The following is a 17,028-nucleotide window of genomic DNA, read 5'->3' as shown; positions in this document are numbered from 1 at the left end:
GCCATGTATAATGTGTTCGAGTTCATCGACGGCCAATTCAAACGACCGCTCGAAATGTTCGTCTCCGATGGGACTTCGAACATCGCCGAATGGGTCACCGGTCCGCTGACGGCAACCGTGACGCTTTATGTGGTGTTGTATGGCTACCTTGTGCTGCGCGGCTCCGTGCAGGATCCGGTTCTGGAATTTGCTTTTCGGGCAATTAAGCTGGCGATCATCGTCATGCTGGTGAAAAACGCCGGCGAGTATCAGACCTACGTCACCAACGTCTTTTTCGACATCCTGCCGCGGGAGATTGCCCAGGCACTGAACACCGGCACGACGCCCAGCGCCAGCACGTTCGACAGTCTGCTCGACAAGGGCCAGGCTTCCGCGACCGACATCTGGTCACGCGCCTCCTGGCCGGTCGATATCGTCACCGGTATCGGCGGCATGATGGTGATCGGCGTCAGCTTTCTGGTCGCCGGCATCGGCTATGTCGTCTCGCTCTACGCGCGACTGGCACTCGCCATTGTGCTGGCCATTGGTCCGATCTTCATCGCTCTCGCCATGTTCCAGTCGACGCGTCGCTTCACCGAGGCCTGGATCGGGCAGCTCGCCAACTTCGTCATCCTCCAGGTTCTCGTCGTCGCCGTCGGCGCGCTCCTGATCTCGTGCCTCGATTCCACCTTCACGGCGATCGATGCCTATACCGACGTTCTCATGCGCCCGATCGCGCTCTGCGCCATCGGCATCGCTGCTCTCTATGTCTTCTACCAACTGCCGGCGATCGCTTCAGCCCTTGCGTCCGGCGGCGCATCGCTGGCCTACGGCTACACCACGGCGCGGGATGCGCATGAGGGGATGCTCGCCAGGGGAACCCGATACACGGGCCAGATGATCGGACGCGGCGCACGCTTCGCGGGCAGTGCGTTAGGCTCGAAAAGCGCCGGTGAGTGAGCGCATCTCGATAATAAGAAAAGGCCATTCCCATATGATCAAGACCATCGTTTCTCTTGTCATGCTGCTCGCACTCGAAGGCTGCGCTTCCCTAACCTATCCGCTTCCCAAGTGCGATGGCTATTCGCGCCGTCCGTTGAACCGCGCGATGTGGGAATGGGAAGGCGACAGCACTTTGAAGCGCCCGCATTCGGATCGGCGATCCTCTTCCTCGGCCACGCCTTATGCCGAGCGGGGCAGGGAACCGACCGCTTTCGCGCATCTCGATATCGACGGCTCATATCACCGTTGCGCGGGGTGACGACATGGTCTCGACAGGCAATCTCAAGAGCTATTTCGAAAAAGCGCGGCGGTTCGATCAGGACCGGATGATGCAGATCGAGCGGTCGAACCGGATCGCTTGGTCGATTGCGATCGTCGCCAGCGTCATCGCAGGCGTCTCCGTCTTCGCGATTGCGGGCCTGACACCGCTAAAGACCGTCGAACCCTTCGTTGTGCGCGTCGACAATTCCACCGGCATCGTCGATGTCGTGTCGGCACTGACCTCGACGGTGGACACTTATGACGAGGCCGTGACAAAGTATTTTGCGGCGAAATATGTCCGCGCGCGCGAGGGCTATGTCTGGAGCGAGGCGGAGGAGAATTTCCGCACGATCGCGCTGTTGTCGACGCAGGTCGAGCAGGCGCGGTTCTCCGCCATCTATCGCGGGAGCAATCCGGAATCGCCGCAGAACATCTATGGGCGTGGAGCCACCGCGCGGGTCAACATTGCCTCGATCTCGCTGATTAATCAGAACGTCGTGTCGGTACGCTACATACGCAGGATCACCCGTGGCGAGCAAGTTCGCTCGAGCCACTGGGTCGCGACCCTCACCTATTCCTACGTCAATGCCCCTATGTCCTCGACAGACAGGCTGGTGAACCCCCTCGGCTTTGCGGTCAGCGAATACCGCGCCGATCCGGAGGCAATCAATTGATACGAAAGAGCATCTTCGTTACGGCGCTCCTCGCTGGAGCCACCTCGACGGCCTTTGCGCTCGACATGCCGCGCGGCGCCTCGCAGGACAGCCGTGTCCGGTTCGTGAACTATCAGCCGTACAATATCACCAGGATCGTCGGCACTCTGCGCTCCTCCGTGCAGGTCGAATTCGCGGCCGACGAAGAAATCGCCCATGTGGCGCTTGGCAACAGCGTTGCCTGGGAGGTGGCGCCGGCCGGCAACATCCTGTTTCTGAAGCCGCGCGAGAACCAGCCGATCACGAACATCTCCGTCGTGACGACGCGCCGGGATGGATCGACGCGCAGCTACCAGATGGAACTGACCGTTCGCGACGGCTCCGTCGAGGTCGGGCAGAACACCTATTTCTATGTGAAATTCCGCTATCCCGGCGATGAGGCGGAGCTCCGCCGCCGTCAGGCCGCAGCTCGCGCGCTCGCCAGCCAGGCGAAGGAAGCCGACAACGTGCTTGCACTCCACGAAGCCTATGGGCCGCGCAACTGGCGCTATTCGGCCCAGGGCTCGCAGGCGCCGGAGCCGCAGAGCGTCTATGACAACGGCAAGATCACGACCTTTGCCTTCGTCGGCAATCAGGAGATGCCCGCCATCTACATGGAGAACTCCGACGGCTCCGAAAGCTTGGTGCCGAAGACGGTCGATGGCAATCTGGTCATGGTTCACGCGATCAGCCGCAAGTTCATCCTGCGCCGCGGCAAGGATGTCCTGTGCGTCTTCAATGAGGCCTACGATCGTGTCGGCATTAACCCGGAGACGAACACAACATCACCGTCGGTCGAGCGTGTCGTGAAAAACGACGGCGCGGATCAGTAGGGGAGGGAGGCAGTGGCTCAGGAAGACGAAACCCGCATTCCCGGCGAGCGCGCCGAAACAGTCTCCGGCCGGCGCATCGACAATAGCCCCGTTCTGAAGCGCGGCGCGGTGGTGTTCGCCGTCGTGGCGTTCATCGGGTTCGCCCTCTGGTCGACGACAGGCAGAAAGGCGAAAGATGAGAACGCGCAGCCCGAGCGCATCGTCATTAGCCAGACAAACGACTTTGAGGCGGCCAAGGAGAAGGTCGAGCCGCTCCGGGCGGTCCCGGAAGTGAAGCTGCCAACCCCGGTCGTGGAACCTGTCGCCGAGGAGAAGGACGAACTTCTTGATTCCGCCCGCCGCGCGCCGGTCATGGCATACAGCGCCGGGCAGAAAAATACGACGCAGCGTCGAGAGGCCGATAATTCTGAAACGGCTGCAACCAGCAATTTCCTGCCACTCGATAGCAATATGATGAGCCAGAACCAGCAAAACAGCGACGAGCAGCGGTTCGATGGCCTTCTGCGGCCCACCAAGCTCGAAGGCTCGCGTGCGGGTACCCTCGGCAATCGCGATTTCATCGTTGCCATTGGAACATCGATCCCCTGCGTGCTGGAAACAGCCTTGGCGTCCGACCTGCCCGGTTTTGCCAGCTGCGTGATCAACCGCGATGTCCTCTCGGACAATGGCAGGGTCGTCCTAATGGAGAAGGGAACCCAGGTCGTCGGCGAGTATCGTGGCGGGCTTCAACGGGGGCAAAAAAGACTGTTCGTTCTCTGGAATCGCGCCAAGACGCCGAAGGGGGTGATCGTCACGCTCGCATCTCCCGCGACCGACGCGCTTGGCGGCGCCGGCGTCGATGGCTACGTCGACACGCACTGGTGGGAGCGGTTTGGCAGCGCCCTGCTTCTCTCCATCGTTGGGGACGCGACCAGCTACGCCAACAGCCGTCTGCAGGACAGCGACGTCGATGCGCAAAACACCACGAGCGCCGGCCAGCGGGCCGCGGCGATCGCTGTGGAGCAATCGATCAACATCCCGCCGACGTTGAACAAGCACCAGGGCGAACTCGTCTCAATCTTCGTCGCGCGCGATCTGGATTTTTCCGGGATCTATCGCTTGCGCGTGACAGAACCGAGGATCCGAATTCTTGATCGTGCGGTGCTGGGAGATTTCGCGCCGCATTCGACGATCGTCACGAAATAGGGTAGGGGTATGACGGACGCACAGGATGCTGCAGTCGTTCGTGAACTGCTAAAGCCGTTTTCGACCTACTTGCAGGACGCATCGCTCTATGAAGTGATCGTCAATCGGCCCGAGCAAGTGCTGACGGAAGGACCCGGCGGGTGGCGGACCCATGATCTTCCGGGACTCACCTTCGATAAACTCATGCGCCTTGCCCGGGCCGTCGCCAGCTTCTCGCATCAATCCATCGATGAGACACGGCCGATCCTGTCGGCGACGCTCCCTGGGGACGAGCGCATCCAGATCGTCATCCCCCCTGCCACTTTGAAAGGGACGGTGAGCATCACGATCCGCAAACCGTCCTCAGTGGATTTTACGCTCGACGACCTGGAAGGGCGGGACTTTTTCGCGGATACGCGAGCGGCTGAAGCCGGACAGCCGAACGACGATGGGGGATTGCATGCCCTCTATCGCGCTGGGCGGTTCAAGGACTTCCTACGAAAGGCCGTGATTGCGCGGAAGAACATCATCATTTCGGGGGCAACCGGATCGGCCAAGACCACGCTTTCGAAAGCCCTCATCAAGCACATTCCCGAAGACGAACGAATTATTTCGATCGAAGACACTTCCGAACTCGTGATCCCGCAGCCGAACAACGTACGTCTTTTCTATTCGAAAGACCGACAAGGACTCTCCCATGCAGGACCCAAAGAGCTGCTGGAGTCCAGTCTCCGAATGCGACCCGATCGCATTCTGCTGCAGGAGCTACGCGATGGCACCGCCTTCTACTATGTCCGGAACGTCAACTCCGGTCATCCCGGTTCGATTACGACGGTCCATGCTGATTCCGTCGCTCTTGCATTCGAGCAGCTCGCTCTCTTGATCAAAGAATCCGAGGCTGGAGGAGATTTGGAGCGCACCGAAATTCTAAACCTGCTGAGAGCCTCAGTTGACGTCGTTGTTCAGTGCAAGCGGCTCGGAGGGACGTTTCGAGCCGTCGAGATCTATTTTAGTAACCTCGGTCACAAACTATAATGCAAACTTACTAGTCATGAGGGGCGCCGCAATAAGTATCAGCTCCGGCCGGGCAGGCCACATCCTGCAGTTTAGTTCATGAGGGTTGTCGCCAGCATCTGCCGGTAACGCGATGGTTTCGTCGCCAACCCTGAACGTCCGCTCGGAAACGTTTTGCGCAGTGGGGTAAGCTTGCCTGATGATGTCGGCGCCTCGAGTGCTACGCTCACTGCCCGCCGCTTGAACCATCGGTACGGTGGAGAGGATAATTCCCGCTGCAACAGCAAGTGCACGAAAGTGTCGGAGCTGACAAATGAAACGTGGCGGCATGCTGCTCCCCCTCAATGATCGGTTCTGCAGTCATAGTGGTCCAACGGGTTGAAAGAGGCCAGCGTGGCTCGTTGGCTGCGAGTTTCGAGCCGTTTTGCTCCGCTAACAAAAGATAGCTCAGGATCGAGTGCTTGCCGGTCAAAATCCGATCTCTTGCGTTGACACTTACCTCTTCAAATGAGAACGATTAGCGAACATTATGGAGGCATGCTGCCGATGATTCGCTATTTCCGCTATGTCGAGCCCGAAGTCCCGCAGGAGCGTGTAGCTCCAAAATCTCCGAGCAACGAGACATTGTTGGCGGGCGTTGGGCACCTCGAGCTGACAGCGCCCGACGGCCCGCTACGAAAAGCGAAGAAAGGTAAGGCCGCCCTGCGTAAACCGAAGGTGCCGACAACCGATGGCAGCACAGCGCCGGCATTGCCTTTGCTCACCGGGTTCGAAGTCTAGGGTAGACGCGCTAAGCGGCGTCTAAAGCACTGCCCGCTGTAGTAGAGCGGATCGTTTGCACGTACGCTCAGAATCCGCTGAATGCTGACGACGCCTTGTAATCGGGCTTTTTTGACACGACTTATTGTTATAGTGACCGCACGTCTTTAGGGCGCAGTCGCCGAGGGTGGCAACCTTGCCCCAACAAAGGAGGACACTATGTCTTCCACTTCAGAAACAACTGCACAACTCGATATTTTTGGTTTCAAGATGGTGAGGGAGGTCTTGAAGGCAGCGGGCCTTCGAGGGGTCGAGTCTGAGGCGAGTTCAGACACAAAACGTTCAGCATCAAACTTCCTCTCCGCTGCATACCGCGACGGCATAAGGACGAAGAGCGGCCTTACGGAGGCGCTCTTTCGGCACAAGCCGACCTCTCCTGCCAGCTCTCGCCTTGGTCCGTATTAGGTGGGTTACGCGTCCGCTGAGAGCTTTGAAAGCAGATGCATCTACCACTGAAAGGCCAGCACCAATGTCCATCTCATGGAAATTAACGACGTCCGCCTAGCGGGACGCCTCGTTGAAAGGATACGACTATGACGCATCCAGAAGTTCCGAAACCCGTTTCTAATGCTGCTGAAAAAACGGTTCTCGTCAGCGAGTTTGCAAGGCGGTATCGGCTCGATCAGGCTGAGGAGCAGAGATTGAAGCAACTCCTCGGCCCTTTTGCGAAGGAAAAAGATTTGCTCAGAAACGCCGGGAGATAAGCCTGGGAACAACGAAAGGGACTGGTTGTAAATCAAATGCCGCAATCCGCGGCAAGGAGTAAGAAAATGCCCAACACTACCCAAAATGGTCGCGACAACGACAAGAAAGACGACAAGCGGACGCCGCGCGACAGCGCAAACGACAAGTCTGCAAAAACTGCTAAGTCGGGCTCGGACGAACGCAAGGGTTCCGACCGTAGCTAGTTTATCTTTCGGCTGGGTAAGGCCCCAGCCGGCTGCCGTGGTCGTCAGGATTTCCGGGCTGGATTCGACATCCGCTGGGATCGGAGTAAGATAATTGCATGGACGGCATTTTCTAAGGGCGCCGTCTTTGAGAGCTAACCCGCTTCCGCCCCAACAAGAGAGGGGTCGGCTATGAATAGTCACTCCACCAAAGACGCCTACCAACCCCATGAACTCGGTTCGTTGCAGGCTATTTTCAACGAAATCACCATTCAGGACTGGTTCCCGCGCTCTAGCGAGATCCGCGAAAGCTTTGCGAGATACCTCTTTGTTTCGTTTCCGGACGGAAATTTTGATCCGACCGTGCACCGCACGGTCGTGGAGGAAGCTGCGCGCAGCATTTGCCAAGCGCGTAATGGTCTGGTGCGGATCGTTTCGGAGCATCCCTGCGAGGATACGTTCGACTGAGGTCTGCATTCATCTACCGCCCGAGATAAATCTCCAGCGCCAAACAAAAGCCCCGCCGAAGCGGGGCAAGGCATGCGGATCCAGAGACGCGCCCGTCTCCCGGCGGGCTGCACTGATTTTACCACGAGACGCGAACGCGTAAAGATGGATAACGAAAGGCCGCCCAGTGACAAGCGGCCTTCCGCGCGGCAGACAATAGAGATCCGCAACAATCCTCCCAGGACCGCACTTTCAAACCGAGCACGCCGAGATATGTTCCCGTGAGATGCCAGCCGGCTAGACCGAATAGATGGCGGCCGATCTCCGCGTGTTCCCTAGTGTAGACGGAGCACTGATTGGAAGGGCACAGTCGCGAGAACATCTCCTCCGGTATCGGCAATCTCGAACTGTTGCCCATCGACGACTTCACCGGCCATCAACAGTTCCGCGATCATTTCCCTCGCGGCTAGTTTTGCGTCGCCCACCGCGAGTTCGAGGCTCGCGAAATCCGTGCCAATGTCATCAACTTCAAGCTCGTCCCCATTGCGAATGTGAAAGTAGTATTTCGGCATTATGCACCTCCACGGAGCGGAATGTGATCCGTTTGTCATTGTTCCGGATACTGGCGCGCAAAGATAAGGCGGGACACCACTAAGGGGGCTCAGCAGCCTCCCTAATCCCGAACGTGACTTGAGGCGTCCGTGGATGCGATCCATGACAGCGCCGCTTCTGGGGACGGAAAGCGACTCCGGTGCGGTCTTTGGTTGGGGGGCCAATGCTCAGTCGAGACCGCGCAACCGCGCATCAACGACCGTGATCGCAGCCGCTTGTTCCCTTGGCCAGATTTTATTCCACCTGCGGTATCACGACGGCGTCAGCCGGCGCTGCTACCCCGCCACCCGGGCTTGGTGCGGCGTCAACGTGTTCCTTCTGCACGCTTTGTGTCCAACACGATCTTGATGGTCCTGATCATCTCTGCGGCATCAAGAAGCAATTCCTTAACTTCCTGATCCGATAGCCTCCCTACAAAACCTGTTGCGCTAATTAGGCTTAGACTGGACTGCCGATATTTTTCGACCTCTTCACCAATTTCCTCGCGGGCTTCGAGAATGGTGACGTAGGCACGACCAAGTAGGCGAACCCGCTCGGCGTCAGCCACATCCCCGACCTTATTGGCCGCACGAATTAATTCTGCAATAAATGCTGATAGGGGTGCCATGACCAGAGTATCAATTTCCGACCAAGCCAAGCACCGACAGCGTCACGTAGCCGATCGCGCATAACCACGCGATCTGTGTTGCGGCTACCGCCCCCAAAATTAGCTTCATCAAATTTGCGCCTCAACAAACTATCCCTCCTATCAAGCGTCAAGGACGGCTACTTGGCAAGACGTTGGCAATGACCTCGCGCACCACGCGCTCAGCCTCATTAACCAGGTGCGGTTCGAAGGCCCGAAATGCTGTGAAATCATGACCTCCACCAGAGGTGGAGATTTGAAACGCTGCGCTTGAACCGCTAGAAGCGGTTTTGCTATAGGTTAGTAGCTACGATTAAACAGGTCGGCAAAGTCGGAAGCTTTGTCGGCCTTTTCCTGATTACGGATGTAACGTCTGACGACGTGCTCATCATAGCCAGCCGTAGAAACGAAGTATCCACGCGCCCAAAAGTGATAGCCCTTGTAGCGCCACTTGCGGGCATATTTGTTGGCCACGTCTTGCCTTTCAAAAAACCTACAATCGAGGACACCGAGTATTTCAGCGGGACAGATATCAGCATGTGCACATGGTCGGGCATCAAGTGTCCTTCCCTGATCTCGCATCACTTTTGTCAAGCAAGATTATGTAGCAGATCACCCAACTCACGCCTTACGTCCCCGTAAAGCCGCTTCGTTCGGTACTTACTCGCGAAGACCACATGATATTTGCAGTCCCACGTCGCGTGTGATTGCGAGTGTTCTTCCATAAAACCTCCGTTCTATGTCTCGGCCAATCTAACGGTCCAAGCGCGGAGGTCTCTCAACTACGATGTAGAACACGTCCAGTCCTCCACCGAAGGTGGAGGTTTATTTATTCCATAAAAAAGCCCCGCGCGATGGCGGGGCGAGAAGGCGACACACATTGGCAGATGTGCCGCTGGGAAGTCTAGAGAGGCCTCGGCGGCAAAGTAGGGGTTTCGCCAACTGGCGGGAAGGTCTGATTCCGCCAATCCGGTACGCTCGACGACAAAAAGAAGGTCGCTCGGAGGGGACCCAAGCGACCTTCTATTGCGGCGGGTTGGGAACAACGTGAGCATGGGCGCACATTAGTAGCCGCCGAGATCAAACGGCGTTGCTTGCCGCTTGTTCCGCTCGTCCCGTGTTATTCCATCACCGGGATTTCGCCGGCCTGAAATAGGATCGTCGGCGGGCCGTAATCTCCTAGCGCCGGGTCGGCATCGCGGCTCCAGGCCAACACGCCGGCATACTAGCTCGCCATGAGCCTCGCCTCGCGAATCGCTCGCTCTTCCGTGTCGACCAGACGCGGCTCGAACGCCGGCACCAACTGCCCCTCATCCGTCTTTGAGAATGCTGCGAGCACTACCAGCTTGCCGGTTGCCATCTAAGATTTCTCCCGTGTTTGCCGCGCTTGGCACACGCGAAAGCATATATTTTTTGATCGCTTTGCCTAGTTGTATCTGCCATGTTCCCAAGGCGATCTCGGTTCGTTCATTGTGTCGGCTGTCCTGACCAGAACGGACCTCCGCTACCAACACAACAGCCCCCGGCCCCTCGGCTGTGATTCAGGCCGGTGTATATTGGCTGACGGACGAGAAAATGGCTCGTCTTCAGCCCCATTTCCCCAAGAGCCAGGGTCGCCAGCGCGTTGATGATCGACGCGTTCTGAGCGGCATCATCTTCGTTAACCGCAACGGGCTCAGGTGGTGCGATGCGCCGAAGGAGTAGGCCCGGCGAAGACGCTTTATAACCGCTGGAAACGCTGGGGCGAAAAGGGCATCTTTATCCAGATGATGGACGGCCGGGCTGCACCTGAAGCTGCAGAGCACAAGACCATCATGATCGTGCGACCTATCTCAAGGCTCACCGCACGGCTTCCAGCCTGCGGGTAAAAAGGGGTGCAGGCCGCCTGATTGGGCGCACGAAAGGCGGCATGAACACCAAACTTGATGCCGTAACGGATGCGAGTGGTCGCCCGATCAGTTTATTCATAACGGCCGATCAGGTCAGCGATTAAACCGGTGCTGCCGCCTTGCTGGATGAGCTTCCTAGCGCCAAATGGCTGCTGGCCGACCGTGGCTATGATGCCGACTGGTATCGTGACGCTTTACCGGCGAAGGGGATCACGCCCTGCATTCCGGGTCGGGAATCCCGCAACAGGACCATCAAATACGACAAACGCCGCTACAAACGACGCAACCGGATCGAGATCATGTTCGGGCGTCTCAAAGACTGGCGGCGTGTCGCGACGCGCTACGACAGATGCCCAATGGCCTTCCTCTCCGCCATCGCTCTCGCCGCAACCGTCATCTTCTGGCTCTGATCAACGGTTCTGAGCCTAGGTACGACTTGTCAGGACCCGTAGGCGGCTTTGTTTGGATGCTTCGGCGCTTGTGAATTTACCGCCGTCTGTCCCTCTTTCAGGTCGGGTTTGCTCGCGGTGCCCGAGACACGCTCGACGTCCCCGCTTCTCTTGGTGGGTTGCGGTTGCTTGTGCTCCCTCGCTGCGGGATGCGTCCCGTCAGAGATACTACCGGGGTGAGGATCTTCAACGACCGGAGTGGGCGTCACGGTTTTGCTGGTATCGGGCTTTGTCATGGCGTTTCTCCAATTTCGGGAAGAACGTCATACGGGGCGAGCAGTTCCTCGTCGGATGGCACTTAGGTCAAAACCACTGCCACGCCGCCCAAAAGCAGGCATAAGAAATCGCGGCGATCAGGATGATCGAGGCGATCTTTCTGGCCACGACGGCACCTCCTTTGGTTCGATCCTGCCAGGATGCAATGTCTGATCGAGGAAGTCTATCGAGTTCATCGCGAGGCAGTTGATAAAAGGCGGCGGAAATGCACGTATCGTGACGAAGGTCAAATTGGCCGTACCCGGAATGTTCAAATACCGATCGCAAAGGCGAGCACCACATAGGCGACCGCTGCCCCACCCACGATGAGGAACACAAGGATTTCCTCCCGGGCAAAGTGAATTCGGCGGCGACGGCGTTGATCCGGAGGGGTTGCGCTGTTTCTCATGAGATCCACCCTTGTGGTTGACCACGATGCGATGCAATGCGCGATTGCAGACGTTGTTAAAAGAGCATTTTCCTACCGATGCCGGTGAGGTTCAAGGGGTGTTGTCACTGAATAGCCCCGAGTTTCGTAGACACCTTCGGGTTAGATTTTCTGCTGCTTCTCGAACTCGACGGGCGACAGCATCCCGTTCCTGACGTGTTTGCGTTTCGGGTTGTAAAACATTTCGATGTAGTCAAACACGTCCTGGCGTGCTTCATCACGTGAACGGTAAACCCTGCGACATATCCGTTCTCGCTTCAGAAGATTGAAGAAGCTCTCGGCCACCGCATTGTCATGGCAGTTGCCGCGACGGCTCATCGAGTGAACCAGATTGTGGTGCTTGAGGAACGAGGCCCAGTCCATGCTGGTGAACTGCGAGCCCTGGTCCGAGTGTATCAGTACCTTTTCCTTCGGCTTGCGTCGCCACACGGCCATAAGCAGAGCCTGGAGAACGACATCAGTGGTTTGGCGGTTCTGCAGTGCCCAACCGATCACACGACGCGAATAGAGGTCGATGACAACGGCGAGATAGGCGAAGCCCTCGCAGGTTCGAATGTAGGTGATGTCCGTCACCCAGGCAGTGTCTGGAGCGGTCACGTCGAATTGCCGGTCGAGCGTATTATCAACGACGACAGACGGTCTGCCCCCATAGATGCCGGGACGGCGTTTGTAGCCGATCTGCGCCTTGATCCCGGCGAGACGGGCCAGGCGCGCAACCCGGTTCGGGCAGCACATCTCGCCCTGATCGAGAAGATCGTCGTGCAACTTGCGATAACCGTAGACCTTGCCGCTTTCTTCCCATGCCTTCAGAAGCAGCTCGGTCTGTCGCTTGTCCTCGTTGGCTCGCCTGCTCAGCGGGTTCTTCAGCCAGGTGTAAAATCCACTCGGGTGAACCCGCAGGAGACGGCACATCGTCCGCACCGAAAACTGCAAGCGATGCAAGGCAATGAACGCGTACTTCACTTTGCATCCCTGGCGAAATACGCGGCCGCTTTTTTTAGGATGTCTCGCTCCTCGGTGACGCGAGCCAATTCCTTCTTCAGCCGCCTGATCTCCTCGGCCTCGTCGTTGCCTTTGGCGTTCGACGCAGAAAACTTCTTCTTCCATTCATATAGAGAATGCTGGCTGACCCCGAGCCGCTGCGAGACCTCCGCAACCGGATAGCCTCGCTCCGTGATCTGACGCACAGCGTCACGCTTAAACTCTTCGCTGAAATTCGATTTGCCCATGATGCTCTTCCTGCCTCAAAATTAGGAAAGAAGGCGTCTACAAATCTAGGGGCTATTCACACATTGTTGGGCTGAGGACGCATGAAGCGCTCTCGTGAGGGCTCTTATGCCGCTGTGCCGGTCACGGCCTTCAAGTGTGCCATGGCTTGGATGCGATGAATGTGGTTTGCCATGGCTGAGCGTTTCTGATGCGGTGGTACGAAAAGATTTCTGACCGCTGAAAATACGGAAATGAATCGTTGTAGGCCGCCGACGGATCTGAAGCCGTGCATTATCCGTTCTCGCTTTCGCAGCGGCAGGTGCGAGTTTTCCGCGCGATTGTTCAGGCCTTTATGCGATCGATGTTCGACAGCAGGCATCACATCGCGCCTGGCCGCCCCGTATGAGCGCAGTAAAGCGATGGTTCTTGTAGCTGATCGTCGGGGTGTTCATGGCGCTCGATTAGACGCCAACCGTTAAGCCATCAACAACGTGACGACGCCGGTGAGGCACCTCGTCCCAGACCGGCACAAGCGTGATCTTATCGACGGACATTGTCTTGCGCAGATCGCGACTATGCATGTCGATGCAATGGGCGCAGCCGTTGATCTGCGACACGCGCAGGAAGACGAGATGAACCAGCTCTTCAGGCAGGTTCGTTTTCTTGGTGACGTAGTGATGGACGCCGAAGAGCGCTTTCGCACCCTCGGGGGCGACTTCGGACCAGTTCATGCGGGACATATTGTTTTCCTTTCTCGTGGACACGGTTCTCCGTTCGCCGGAGAAACCGTCGTTGCTTGTGCTGGGTGAGGGGGTCGGTCTGGTAGGTAGCGCTACAGCTTGCGCGGCGTCGTCAGGGCGGTGTCATCGGTATCGACGACGAAGACGGCGAGCAGCTTCGCCGGCTGGGTCTTGCTGGCGTTGGCGCTGACGTCGTGGCGGTCGCCCGGCAGCTCTGTGAAGTTCTGGCCGGCAGTGAAGGTCTTCGTCTCGCCACCGTTCACGGCGCTTAGGATCGCTCCTTCGAGAACCGTCGCATAGATCAAGGCGGATTTTGCATGCGTATGAGCGGAACTGTAGCCGCCGGGGCCGTACTCGACGAGAACGCCCTTCACGCTCTTACCGGGAACGTCCGGGAGGGGATGGTCGTAAACCAGCCTCACCTTCGCGTCCTTCGTGTCATATGCAAGTCCAGGATTGGCCACGTCATGAGCGGACGCTGTGGTCAGAGAGACCGCAAGTGCTGTAGCGGCATAGAGTATGGCTTTCATCATTCTTTCCCTCCTATGCTCTGAGCCACTCGGCGATCGTGATCGCGCCCTTGATGGAGTCTCCGCCGGGAACCAGTGAGCCGGTGACAACGGGAGCGCCGAAGTAGTCTACGGCCGCGTCGGCCTCGACCGGACGAGTGTCGCCCTTGGCATTGAGATAGGTCCGGATCCTCCAGGCGGAGGCCGAAGCCATCCTTCGCAAGTCGAACTGGGTTGATCCCGCTCAGCGGCGCGCGGTCTGCCAACGAGGGCTGGACCCGGTTCGATGACACCCTCGACCCCTACGGGCCGGCGGAAGTCGAACAGGAGCGCCTGCGCTACAAACGTTGAACCATCTCCAGAGTCGGAAAGGCCGGCATTCGCCGGCCTCATTTGCGTTCGGGAGGCGGAGACGTGCCGGTGAATTGTGACGGGTGGATCATCGATACTCGAAGAACGTAGCGCCCTCATCGAGCATTCCCGATTGTCAATCAATCTTGCGATCAGGAAAAGTCGCGCGGGGCATCATCCTGGCCAGTTCCATCGCTTTCCAACGCCGCGTCGATCTCTTGCTGGGAAACCTGAAGAAATTGGCGCCTATTGATCGCGACCGAGATCGCGGGAATCTCAAGATGGGTCGCCACCCTCCGATACGCCGTGAAGCTCAGGCCTTCTATCAACTCTTCGTCTACGACCAGGCGATATGTACCCGCTTCCAGAGGCTCCGAAAGGGACTCCAGATGAAATGGATGCGTGAATGTGATTTCGGTTTCTGTGGTTCTTTCGGTCATCTTGAGCACCACCTTTCCGCCGTCATTGCGCTGAAAACCATCAAAGCCATCCCTCGATCAGGATGTAGACGATTAATGCAAAGCTAGCCGCGGATAAGGCGTAACCGGCTAACGTCGCGAAATCGTGTTTCTTCGGTAGATGAAGTAGGGAAGACATGATGTCCTCCTCGCTTAGGGCCAGGGTAACAAACCCTCAAACAGCAGCGCCCGTAAAATGGCTGCTGGAATAATTACAGTGAACCCATTTCCCTTCTTTAGCAACAAATGGTTTCTGTGTTTTAGAGATTCAGCTCATTGTCCTTTTGTAATATTTAATAAGATATGCCGATTGCACTTGTTTTCGACATAATTATTATCTACACCTTGATCGTCAGCATTGCTTATGAGCGCTAGAAAAGCTCTGCCGCTCGCAATTGCTGCCATCGCTTCATGCTTTTGACCACGGATGTACTGGCACTGGTAGACAAGCGATGATGAGGAAGGTCGGTGCGGTTTCGCCCCGGCCTTTTTTGTTGGTTGCTTCTGCAAGTGCCAGGAGGATGGGAGGTTCAAATTGTTCCTGAGGGCCAACAGGTTCTGAATATTTAGAGGAGCGACGTGATCGTCTCAGTACGGCGCATTTTCAATTGCCGACAAGTCGTTTTGGAGCTGAAGTTTCGCGAGCGGTAACACGGCAAGGAGGACGAACCCTTCTTGCCGGTAGGAAACGGATGCCTCCCCAAAGGCTTGCAGGCTAGAAACGATGAGGCGCGAACCAAAACCCTTGCGGTCCGGTTCGAAATTGACAATGCGCGGGCCATTTATCTCCCGCCAGCACACGACGAGAGTCTCCATTCCATCGCGGTGCTCTAGGTCCCAAGAGATCTCGACATGCCCCTCTTCGTTTGACAGGGCTCCATACTTTGAAGCGTTCGTCAGAAGCTCGTGAAAAACCATTGCAAACGATAGAGCGGCCTGGGGGCCGAGCCGAACATCAGGCCCGTCCGCCCCGATACGGGCGCTCCCCTCCATCCCGATATTCATGCTGGCGGCAGTCACGAGATCTGCAAGCGTTGCGCTTACCCAGTCCCTCTGCAACAGGATTTCATGGGCTTTAGCATAGGCCGCAATGCGCAACTGAAGTTTGTCGCTCGCATCGTCGAGCGAAACGGCATTCCGCAGCGACTGCGTCACGATCGCCTGGACGACGGACAGCGTATTCTTCATACGGTGAGCAAGTTCATACATGAGGAGGCGTTCACGCTCCGCCCGTTCACGTTCCCCGGTCCTGTCGCGAAGGATCTTGATGAAGCCGATGATCTTGTCATCGGGCGCTCGCAACGCCATCATCTCGCCCGAGGCCCAGAACATCGTGCCATCGGCGCGCAGATGCCATCGCTCGTCATTGCCCCGGCCCCGATTGAGGGCAGCGGTCATCTCTTTCTGCGGAACACTGTTTTCCCTATCTTCCTGCGTGAAGAAGACCGTAGCCGGTTTCCCGATCATGTCCTCGGCTTCCCAGCCCAGTATCTTTACCGCGCCTTCGTTCCAGCTCGTTACGAGGCCGTCGAGATCCATGGATATGATGGCGTAATCGATCGCGCTTTGCACGATCGCCTCAAGGAAGCGCTCTCGTGATGAAATCGTTCCGGTATCGCTTGCGATCGTCATGAATGTATCTCGAACTCAGGCCAGCACGTTATGCCACGGACCATATCGCGTGCGCAGTCATATTTGTGCATTTTGAATGCGGCTGAAATCTAGGGGCGATTCATCCCTTTGAAGCACGCGATGATCTCGTCGAAGCCGAATGGTTTTGAAAAGAACTTTGCCGCAGGCGGTAAATCCGTGCTCATCGGCTGTATCCGGCCCGACGCCACAATAATCCCGGCATCGGGAAAACGCTCGAAAACTCTATGGGCGAGATCAAGGCCCGTTAGCTTGCCTGGCAACTGGATGTCTGTGAAAAGCAGATGGATCGTCTGCGCGTTTATGATCTCTATAGCGTGCTCTGCCGAGCCGGTATCTAGAACATCGAAGCCCGCCTCATGCAGTGCGTCAACCAATGTCAAGCGGATCAGCACTTCGTCTTCGACGACCAGAACTTTGCGCACGATATTCTCCTGCCAATGCTCACCAACCCCTGGAACCGCGCAACGTTCCGTCTTTGATTAAGCTCACCATGATTGGTGCCCTTGCCGAAAGTCATCGATGGAGAACAGTACTTCGCCTTCTCACCCGCAGACCGCCTACCTTGGCGCGCTACGGGCACGAAACGACCGCAATTGAAGACTTGCCAATGTGAGGTATCGGGCGCAAGGTTCGTATTCCAGCAGCCATTGACAAGGGCGCTGCTGTTTGAGGGGTGGTTACCCTGGCCCTGAAAATGAAGGAGGACTCGATGTCTTCCGCTTTCTTCCACAA

General features: G+C 57.3%; 18 protein-coding genes and 4 pseudogenes. 11 read left to right on the top strand and 11 right to left on the bottom strand.

Annotated features, from left to right (window positions below):
• Positions 1 to 3 precede the first annotated feature (3 nt).
• From GR138_RS26175 to GR138_RS26135, 10 genes are all read left to right on the top strand, one after another.
• A complete protein-coding gene (locus GR138_RS26175; RefSeq protein ID WP_160862196.1) occupies positions 4 to 939 on the top strand; it encodes a TrbL/VirB6 family protein in 936 nt (311 codons plus the stop codon).
• A 34-nt stretch (positions 940 to 973) separates the two neighbouring features.
• Entirely contained in the window at positions 974 to 1,240 is a 267-nt protein-coding gene (locus tag GR138_RS26170; protein ID WP_160862195.1) for a hypothetical protein, read from the top strand.
• Between the two features lie 4 nt (positions 1,241 to 1,244).
• The gene (locus GR138_RS26165) at positions 1,245 to 1,916 is read left to right on the top strand and encodes a VirB8 family type IV secretion system protein (RefSeq protein ID WP_160862194.1); all 672 of its coding nucleotides are present in this window, start codon (positions 1,245 to 1,247) and stop codon (positions 1,914 to 1,916) included.
• The gene (gene virB9 / locus GR138_RS26160; protein ID WP_160862231.1) at positions 1,916 to 2,767 is read left to right on the top strand and encodes a P-type conjugative transfer protein VirB9; all 852 of its coding nucleotides are present in this window, start codon (positions 1,916 to 1,918) and stop codon (positions 2,765 to 2,767) included. The genes GR138_RS26165 and virB9 overlap by 1 nt, the downstream gene beginning before the upstream one ends.
• Positions 2,768 to 2,779: 12 nt before the next feature.
• On the top strand, positions 2,780 to 3,952 hold the full coding sequence (virB10, locus tag GR138_RS26155) for a type IV secretion system protein VirB10 (RefSeq protein ID WP_160862193.1): 1,173 nt from the start codon (positions 2,780 to 2,782) through the stop codon (positions 3,950 to 3,952).
• Positions 3,953 to 3,961: 9 nt separating this feature from the next.
• Positions 3,962 to 4,966 (top strand): P-type DNA transfer ATPase VirB11, encoded by a 1,005-nt coding sequence (virB11, locus tag GR138_RS26150; RefSeq protein WP_160862192.1) that lies wholly within the window; start codon positions 3,962 to 3,964, stop codon positions 4,964 to 4,966.
• A 516-nt stretch (positions 4,967 to 5,482) separates the two neighbouring features.
• The gene (locus tag GR138_RS26145; protein WP_160862191.1) at positions 5,483 to 5,725 is read left to right on the top strand and encodes a hypothetical protein; all 243 of its coding nucleotides are present in this window, start codon (positions 5,483 to 5,485) and stop codon (positions 5,723 to 5,725) included.
• 572 nt (positions 5,726 to 6,297) lie between these two features.
• Positions 6,298 to 6,468, top strand: coding sequence for a hypothetical protein (locus GR138_RS30360; protein WP_202402854.1), 171 nt, complete (start codon positions 6,298 to 6,300; stop codon positions 6,466 to 6,468).
• 66 nt (positions 6,469 to 6,534) lie between these two features.
• Positions 6,535 to 6,672 (top strand): hypothetical protein, encoded by a 138-nt coding sequence (locus tag GR138_RS26140; RefSeq protein ID WP_160862190.1) that lies wholly within the window; start codon positions 6,535 to 6,537, stop codon positions 6,670 to 6,672.
• Positions 6,673 to 6,843: 171 nt separating this feature from the next.
• Positions 6,844 to 7,119: a hypothetical protein gene (locus GR138_RS26135; protein ID WP_160862189.1), complete on the top strand. Its 276-nt coding sequence runs from the start codon at positions 6,844 to 6,846 to the stop codon at positions 7,117 to 7,119.
• A gap of 314 nt (positions 7,120 to 7,433) precedes the next feature.
• On the opposite strand, the gene GR138_RS26130 is transcribed toward GR138_RS26135, so the two are convergent.
• From GR138_RS26130 to GR138_RS30905, 4 genes and pseudogenes are all read right to left on the bottom strand, one after another.
• Positions 7,434 to 7,670, bottom strand: a complete 237-nt coding sequence (locus tag GR138_RS26130; protein ID WP_160862188.1) for a DUF6894 family protein — start codon at positions 7,668 to 7,670, stop codon at positions 7,434 to 7,436.
• Positions 7,671 to 8,014: 344 nt separating this feature from the next.
• Positions 8,015 to 8,317 (bottom strand): hypothetical protein, encoded by a 303-nt coding sequence (locus GR138_RS26125; protein ID WP_160862187.1) that lies wholly within the window; start codon positions 8,315 to 8,317, stop codon positions 8,015 to 8,017.
• A 318-nt stretch (positions 8,318 to 8,635) separates the two neighbouring features.
• Positions 8,636 to 9,060 (bottom strand): annotated as a pseudogene (tnpA, locus tag GR138_RS26120) (IS200/IS605 family transposase).
• Between the two features lie 500 nt (positions 9,061 to 9,560).
• Positions 9,561 to 9,695 carry a hypothetical protein gene (locus tag GR138_RS30905; protein ID WP_338091170.1) on the bottom strand — a complete coding sequence of 45 codons (135 nt, stop codon included), beginning with the start codon at positions 9,693 to 9,695 and terminating at the stop codon, positions 9,561 to 9,563.
• A 215-nt stretch (positions 9,696 to 9,910) separates the two neighbouring features.
• Here GR138_RS30905 and GR138_RS26110 point away from each other — a divergent pair.
• Positions 9,911 to 10,634: pseudogene (locus GR138_RS26110) on the top strand (IS5 family transposase).
• Positions 10,635 to 11,478: 844 nt separating this feature from the next.
• On the opposite strand, the gene GR138_RS26105 reads toward GR138_RS26110, so the two are convergent.
• The 7 genes and pseudogenes from GR138_RS26105 to GR138_RS26075 all read right to left on the bottom strand — a co-directional run bounded on the left by GR138_RS26105 (position 11,479) and on the right by GR138_RS26075 (position 16,718).
• A protein-coding gene (locus GR138_RS26105; protein WP_160862186.1) for an IS3 family transposase occupies positions 11,479 to 12,605 on the bottom strand; the annotation gives its coding sequence in 2 pieces (ribosomal slippage) (positions 11,479 to 12,377 and positions 12,377 to 12,605; 1,128 coding nt in all).
• 104 nt (positions 12,606 to 12,709) lie between these two features.
• Positions 12,710 to 13,033: pseudogene (locus tag GR138_RS26100) on the bottom strand (DDE-type integrase/transposase/recombinase); the annotation flags it as partial.
• A 55-nt stretch (positions 13,034 to 13,088) separates the two neighbouring features.
• Positions 13,089 to 13,325 (bottom strand): annotated as a pseudogene (locus GR138_RS26095) (carboxymuconolactone decarboxylase family protein); the annotation flags it as partial.
• 92 nt (positions 13,326 to 13,417) lie between these two features.
• On the bottom strand, positions 13,418 to 13,858 hold the full coding sequence (locus GR138_RS26090) for a cupin domain-containing protein (protein ID WP_420853722.1): 441 nt from the start codon (positions 13,856 to 13,858) through the stop codon (positions 13,418 to 13,420).
• 479 nt (positions 13,859 to 14,337) lie between these two features.
• Positions 14,338 to 14,625, bottom strand: a complete 288-nt coding sequence (locus GR138_RS26085) for a hypothetical protein (protein ID WP_160862185.1) — start codon at positions 14,623 to 14,625, stop codon at positions 14,338 to 14,340.
• Positions 14,626 to 15,231: 606 nt separating this feature from the next.
• Positions 15,232 to 16,275 (bottom strand): sensor histidine kinase, encoded by a 1,044-nt coding sequence (locus GR138_RS26080; RefSeq protein WP_160862184.1) that lies wholly within the window; start codon positions 16,273 to 16,275, stop codon positions 15,232 to 15,234.
• A gap of 89 nt (positions 16,276 to 16,364) precedes the next feature.
• The gene (locus GR138_RS26075) at positions 16,365 to 16,718 is read right to left on the bottom strand and encodes a response regulator (protein WP_160862183.1); all 354 of its coding nucleotides are present in this window, start codon (positions 16,716 to 16,718) and stop codon (positions 16,365 to 16,367) included.
• Between the last annotated feature and the right edge of the window lie 310 nt (positions 16,719 to 17,028).

The sequence above is a fragment of the Shinella kummerowiae genome (assembly GCF_009827055.1).
Taxonomy (GTDB): Bacteria; Pseudomonadota; Alphaproteobacteria; order Rhizobiales; family Rhizobiaceae; genus Shinella; species Shinella kummerowiae.
Note: the sequence above shows the minus strand (reverse complement) of the source record. Positions and strands in the feature narration are given on the sequence as shown.

What these genes read in the sequence shown, in the direction of transcription:
- GR138_RS26175 (WP_160862196.1), top strand. Translation starts at nt 4, where the DNA reads ATGTATAATGTGTTCGAGTTCATCGACGGCCAATTCAAACGACCGCTC.
- GR138_RS26170 (WP_160862195.1), top strand. Translation starts at nt 974, where the DNA reads ATGATCAAGACCATCGTTTCTCTTGTCATGCTGCTCGCACTCGAAGGC.
- GR138_RS26125 (WP_160862187.1), bottom strand. Translation starts at nt 8,317, where the DNA reads ATGGCACCCCTATCAGCATTTATTGCAGAATTAATTCGTGCGGCCAAT.
- GR138_RS26080 (WP_160862184.1), bottom strand. Translation starts at nt 16,275, where the DNA reads ATGACGATCGCAAGCGATACCGGAACGATTTCATCACGAGAGCGCTTC.
- GR138_RS26130 (WP_160862188.1), bottom strand. Translation starts at nt 7,670, where the DNA reads ATGCCGAAATACTACTTTCACATTCGCAATGGGGACGAGCTTGAAGTT.
- GR138_RS26140 (WP_160862190.1), top strand. Translation starts at nt 6,535, where the DNA reads ATGCCCAACACTACCCAAAATGGTCGCGACAACGACAAGAAAGACGAC.
- GR138_RS26165 (WP_160862194.1), top strand. Translation starts at nt 1,245, where the DNA reads ATGGTCTCGACAGGCAATCTCAAGAGCTATTTCGAAAAAGCGCGGCGG.
- GR138_RS26085 (WP_160862185.1), bottom strand. Translation starts at nt 14,625, where the DNA reads ATGACCGAAAGAACCACAGAAACCGAAATCACATTCACGCATCCATTT.
- virB11 (WP_160862192.1), top strand. Translation starts at nt 3,962, where the DNA reads ATGACGGACGCACAGGATGCTGCAGTCGTTCGTGAACTGCTAAAGCCG.
- GR138_RS26145 (WP_160862191.1), top strand. Translation starts at nt 5,483, where the DNA reads ATGCTGCCGATGATTCGCTATTTCCGCTATGTCGAGCCCGAAGTCCCG.
- GR138_RS26135 (WP_160862189.1), top strand. Translation starts at nt 6,844, where the DNA reads ATGAATAGTCACTCCACCAAAGACGCCTACCAACCCCATGAACTCGGT.
- GR138_RS30905 (WP_338091170.1), bottom strand. Translation starts at nt 9,695, where the DNA reads ATGGCAACCGGCAAGCTGGTAGTGCTCGCAGCATTCTCAAAGACGGAT.
- GR138_RS26090 (WP_420853722.1), bottom strand. Translation starts at nt 13,858, where the DNA reads ATGATGAAAGCCATACTCTATGCCGCTACAGCACTTGCGGTCTCTCTG.
- GR138_RS30360 (WP_202402854.1), top strand. Translation starts at nt 6,298, where the DNA reads ATGACGCATCCAGAAGTTCCGAAACCCGTTTCTAATGCTGCTGAAAAA.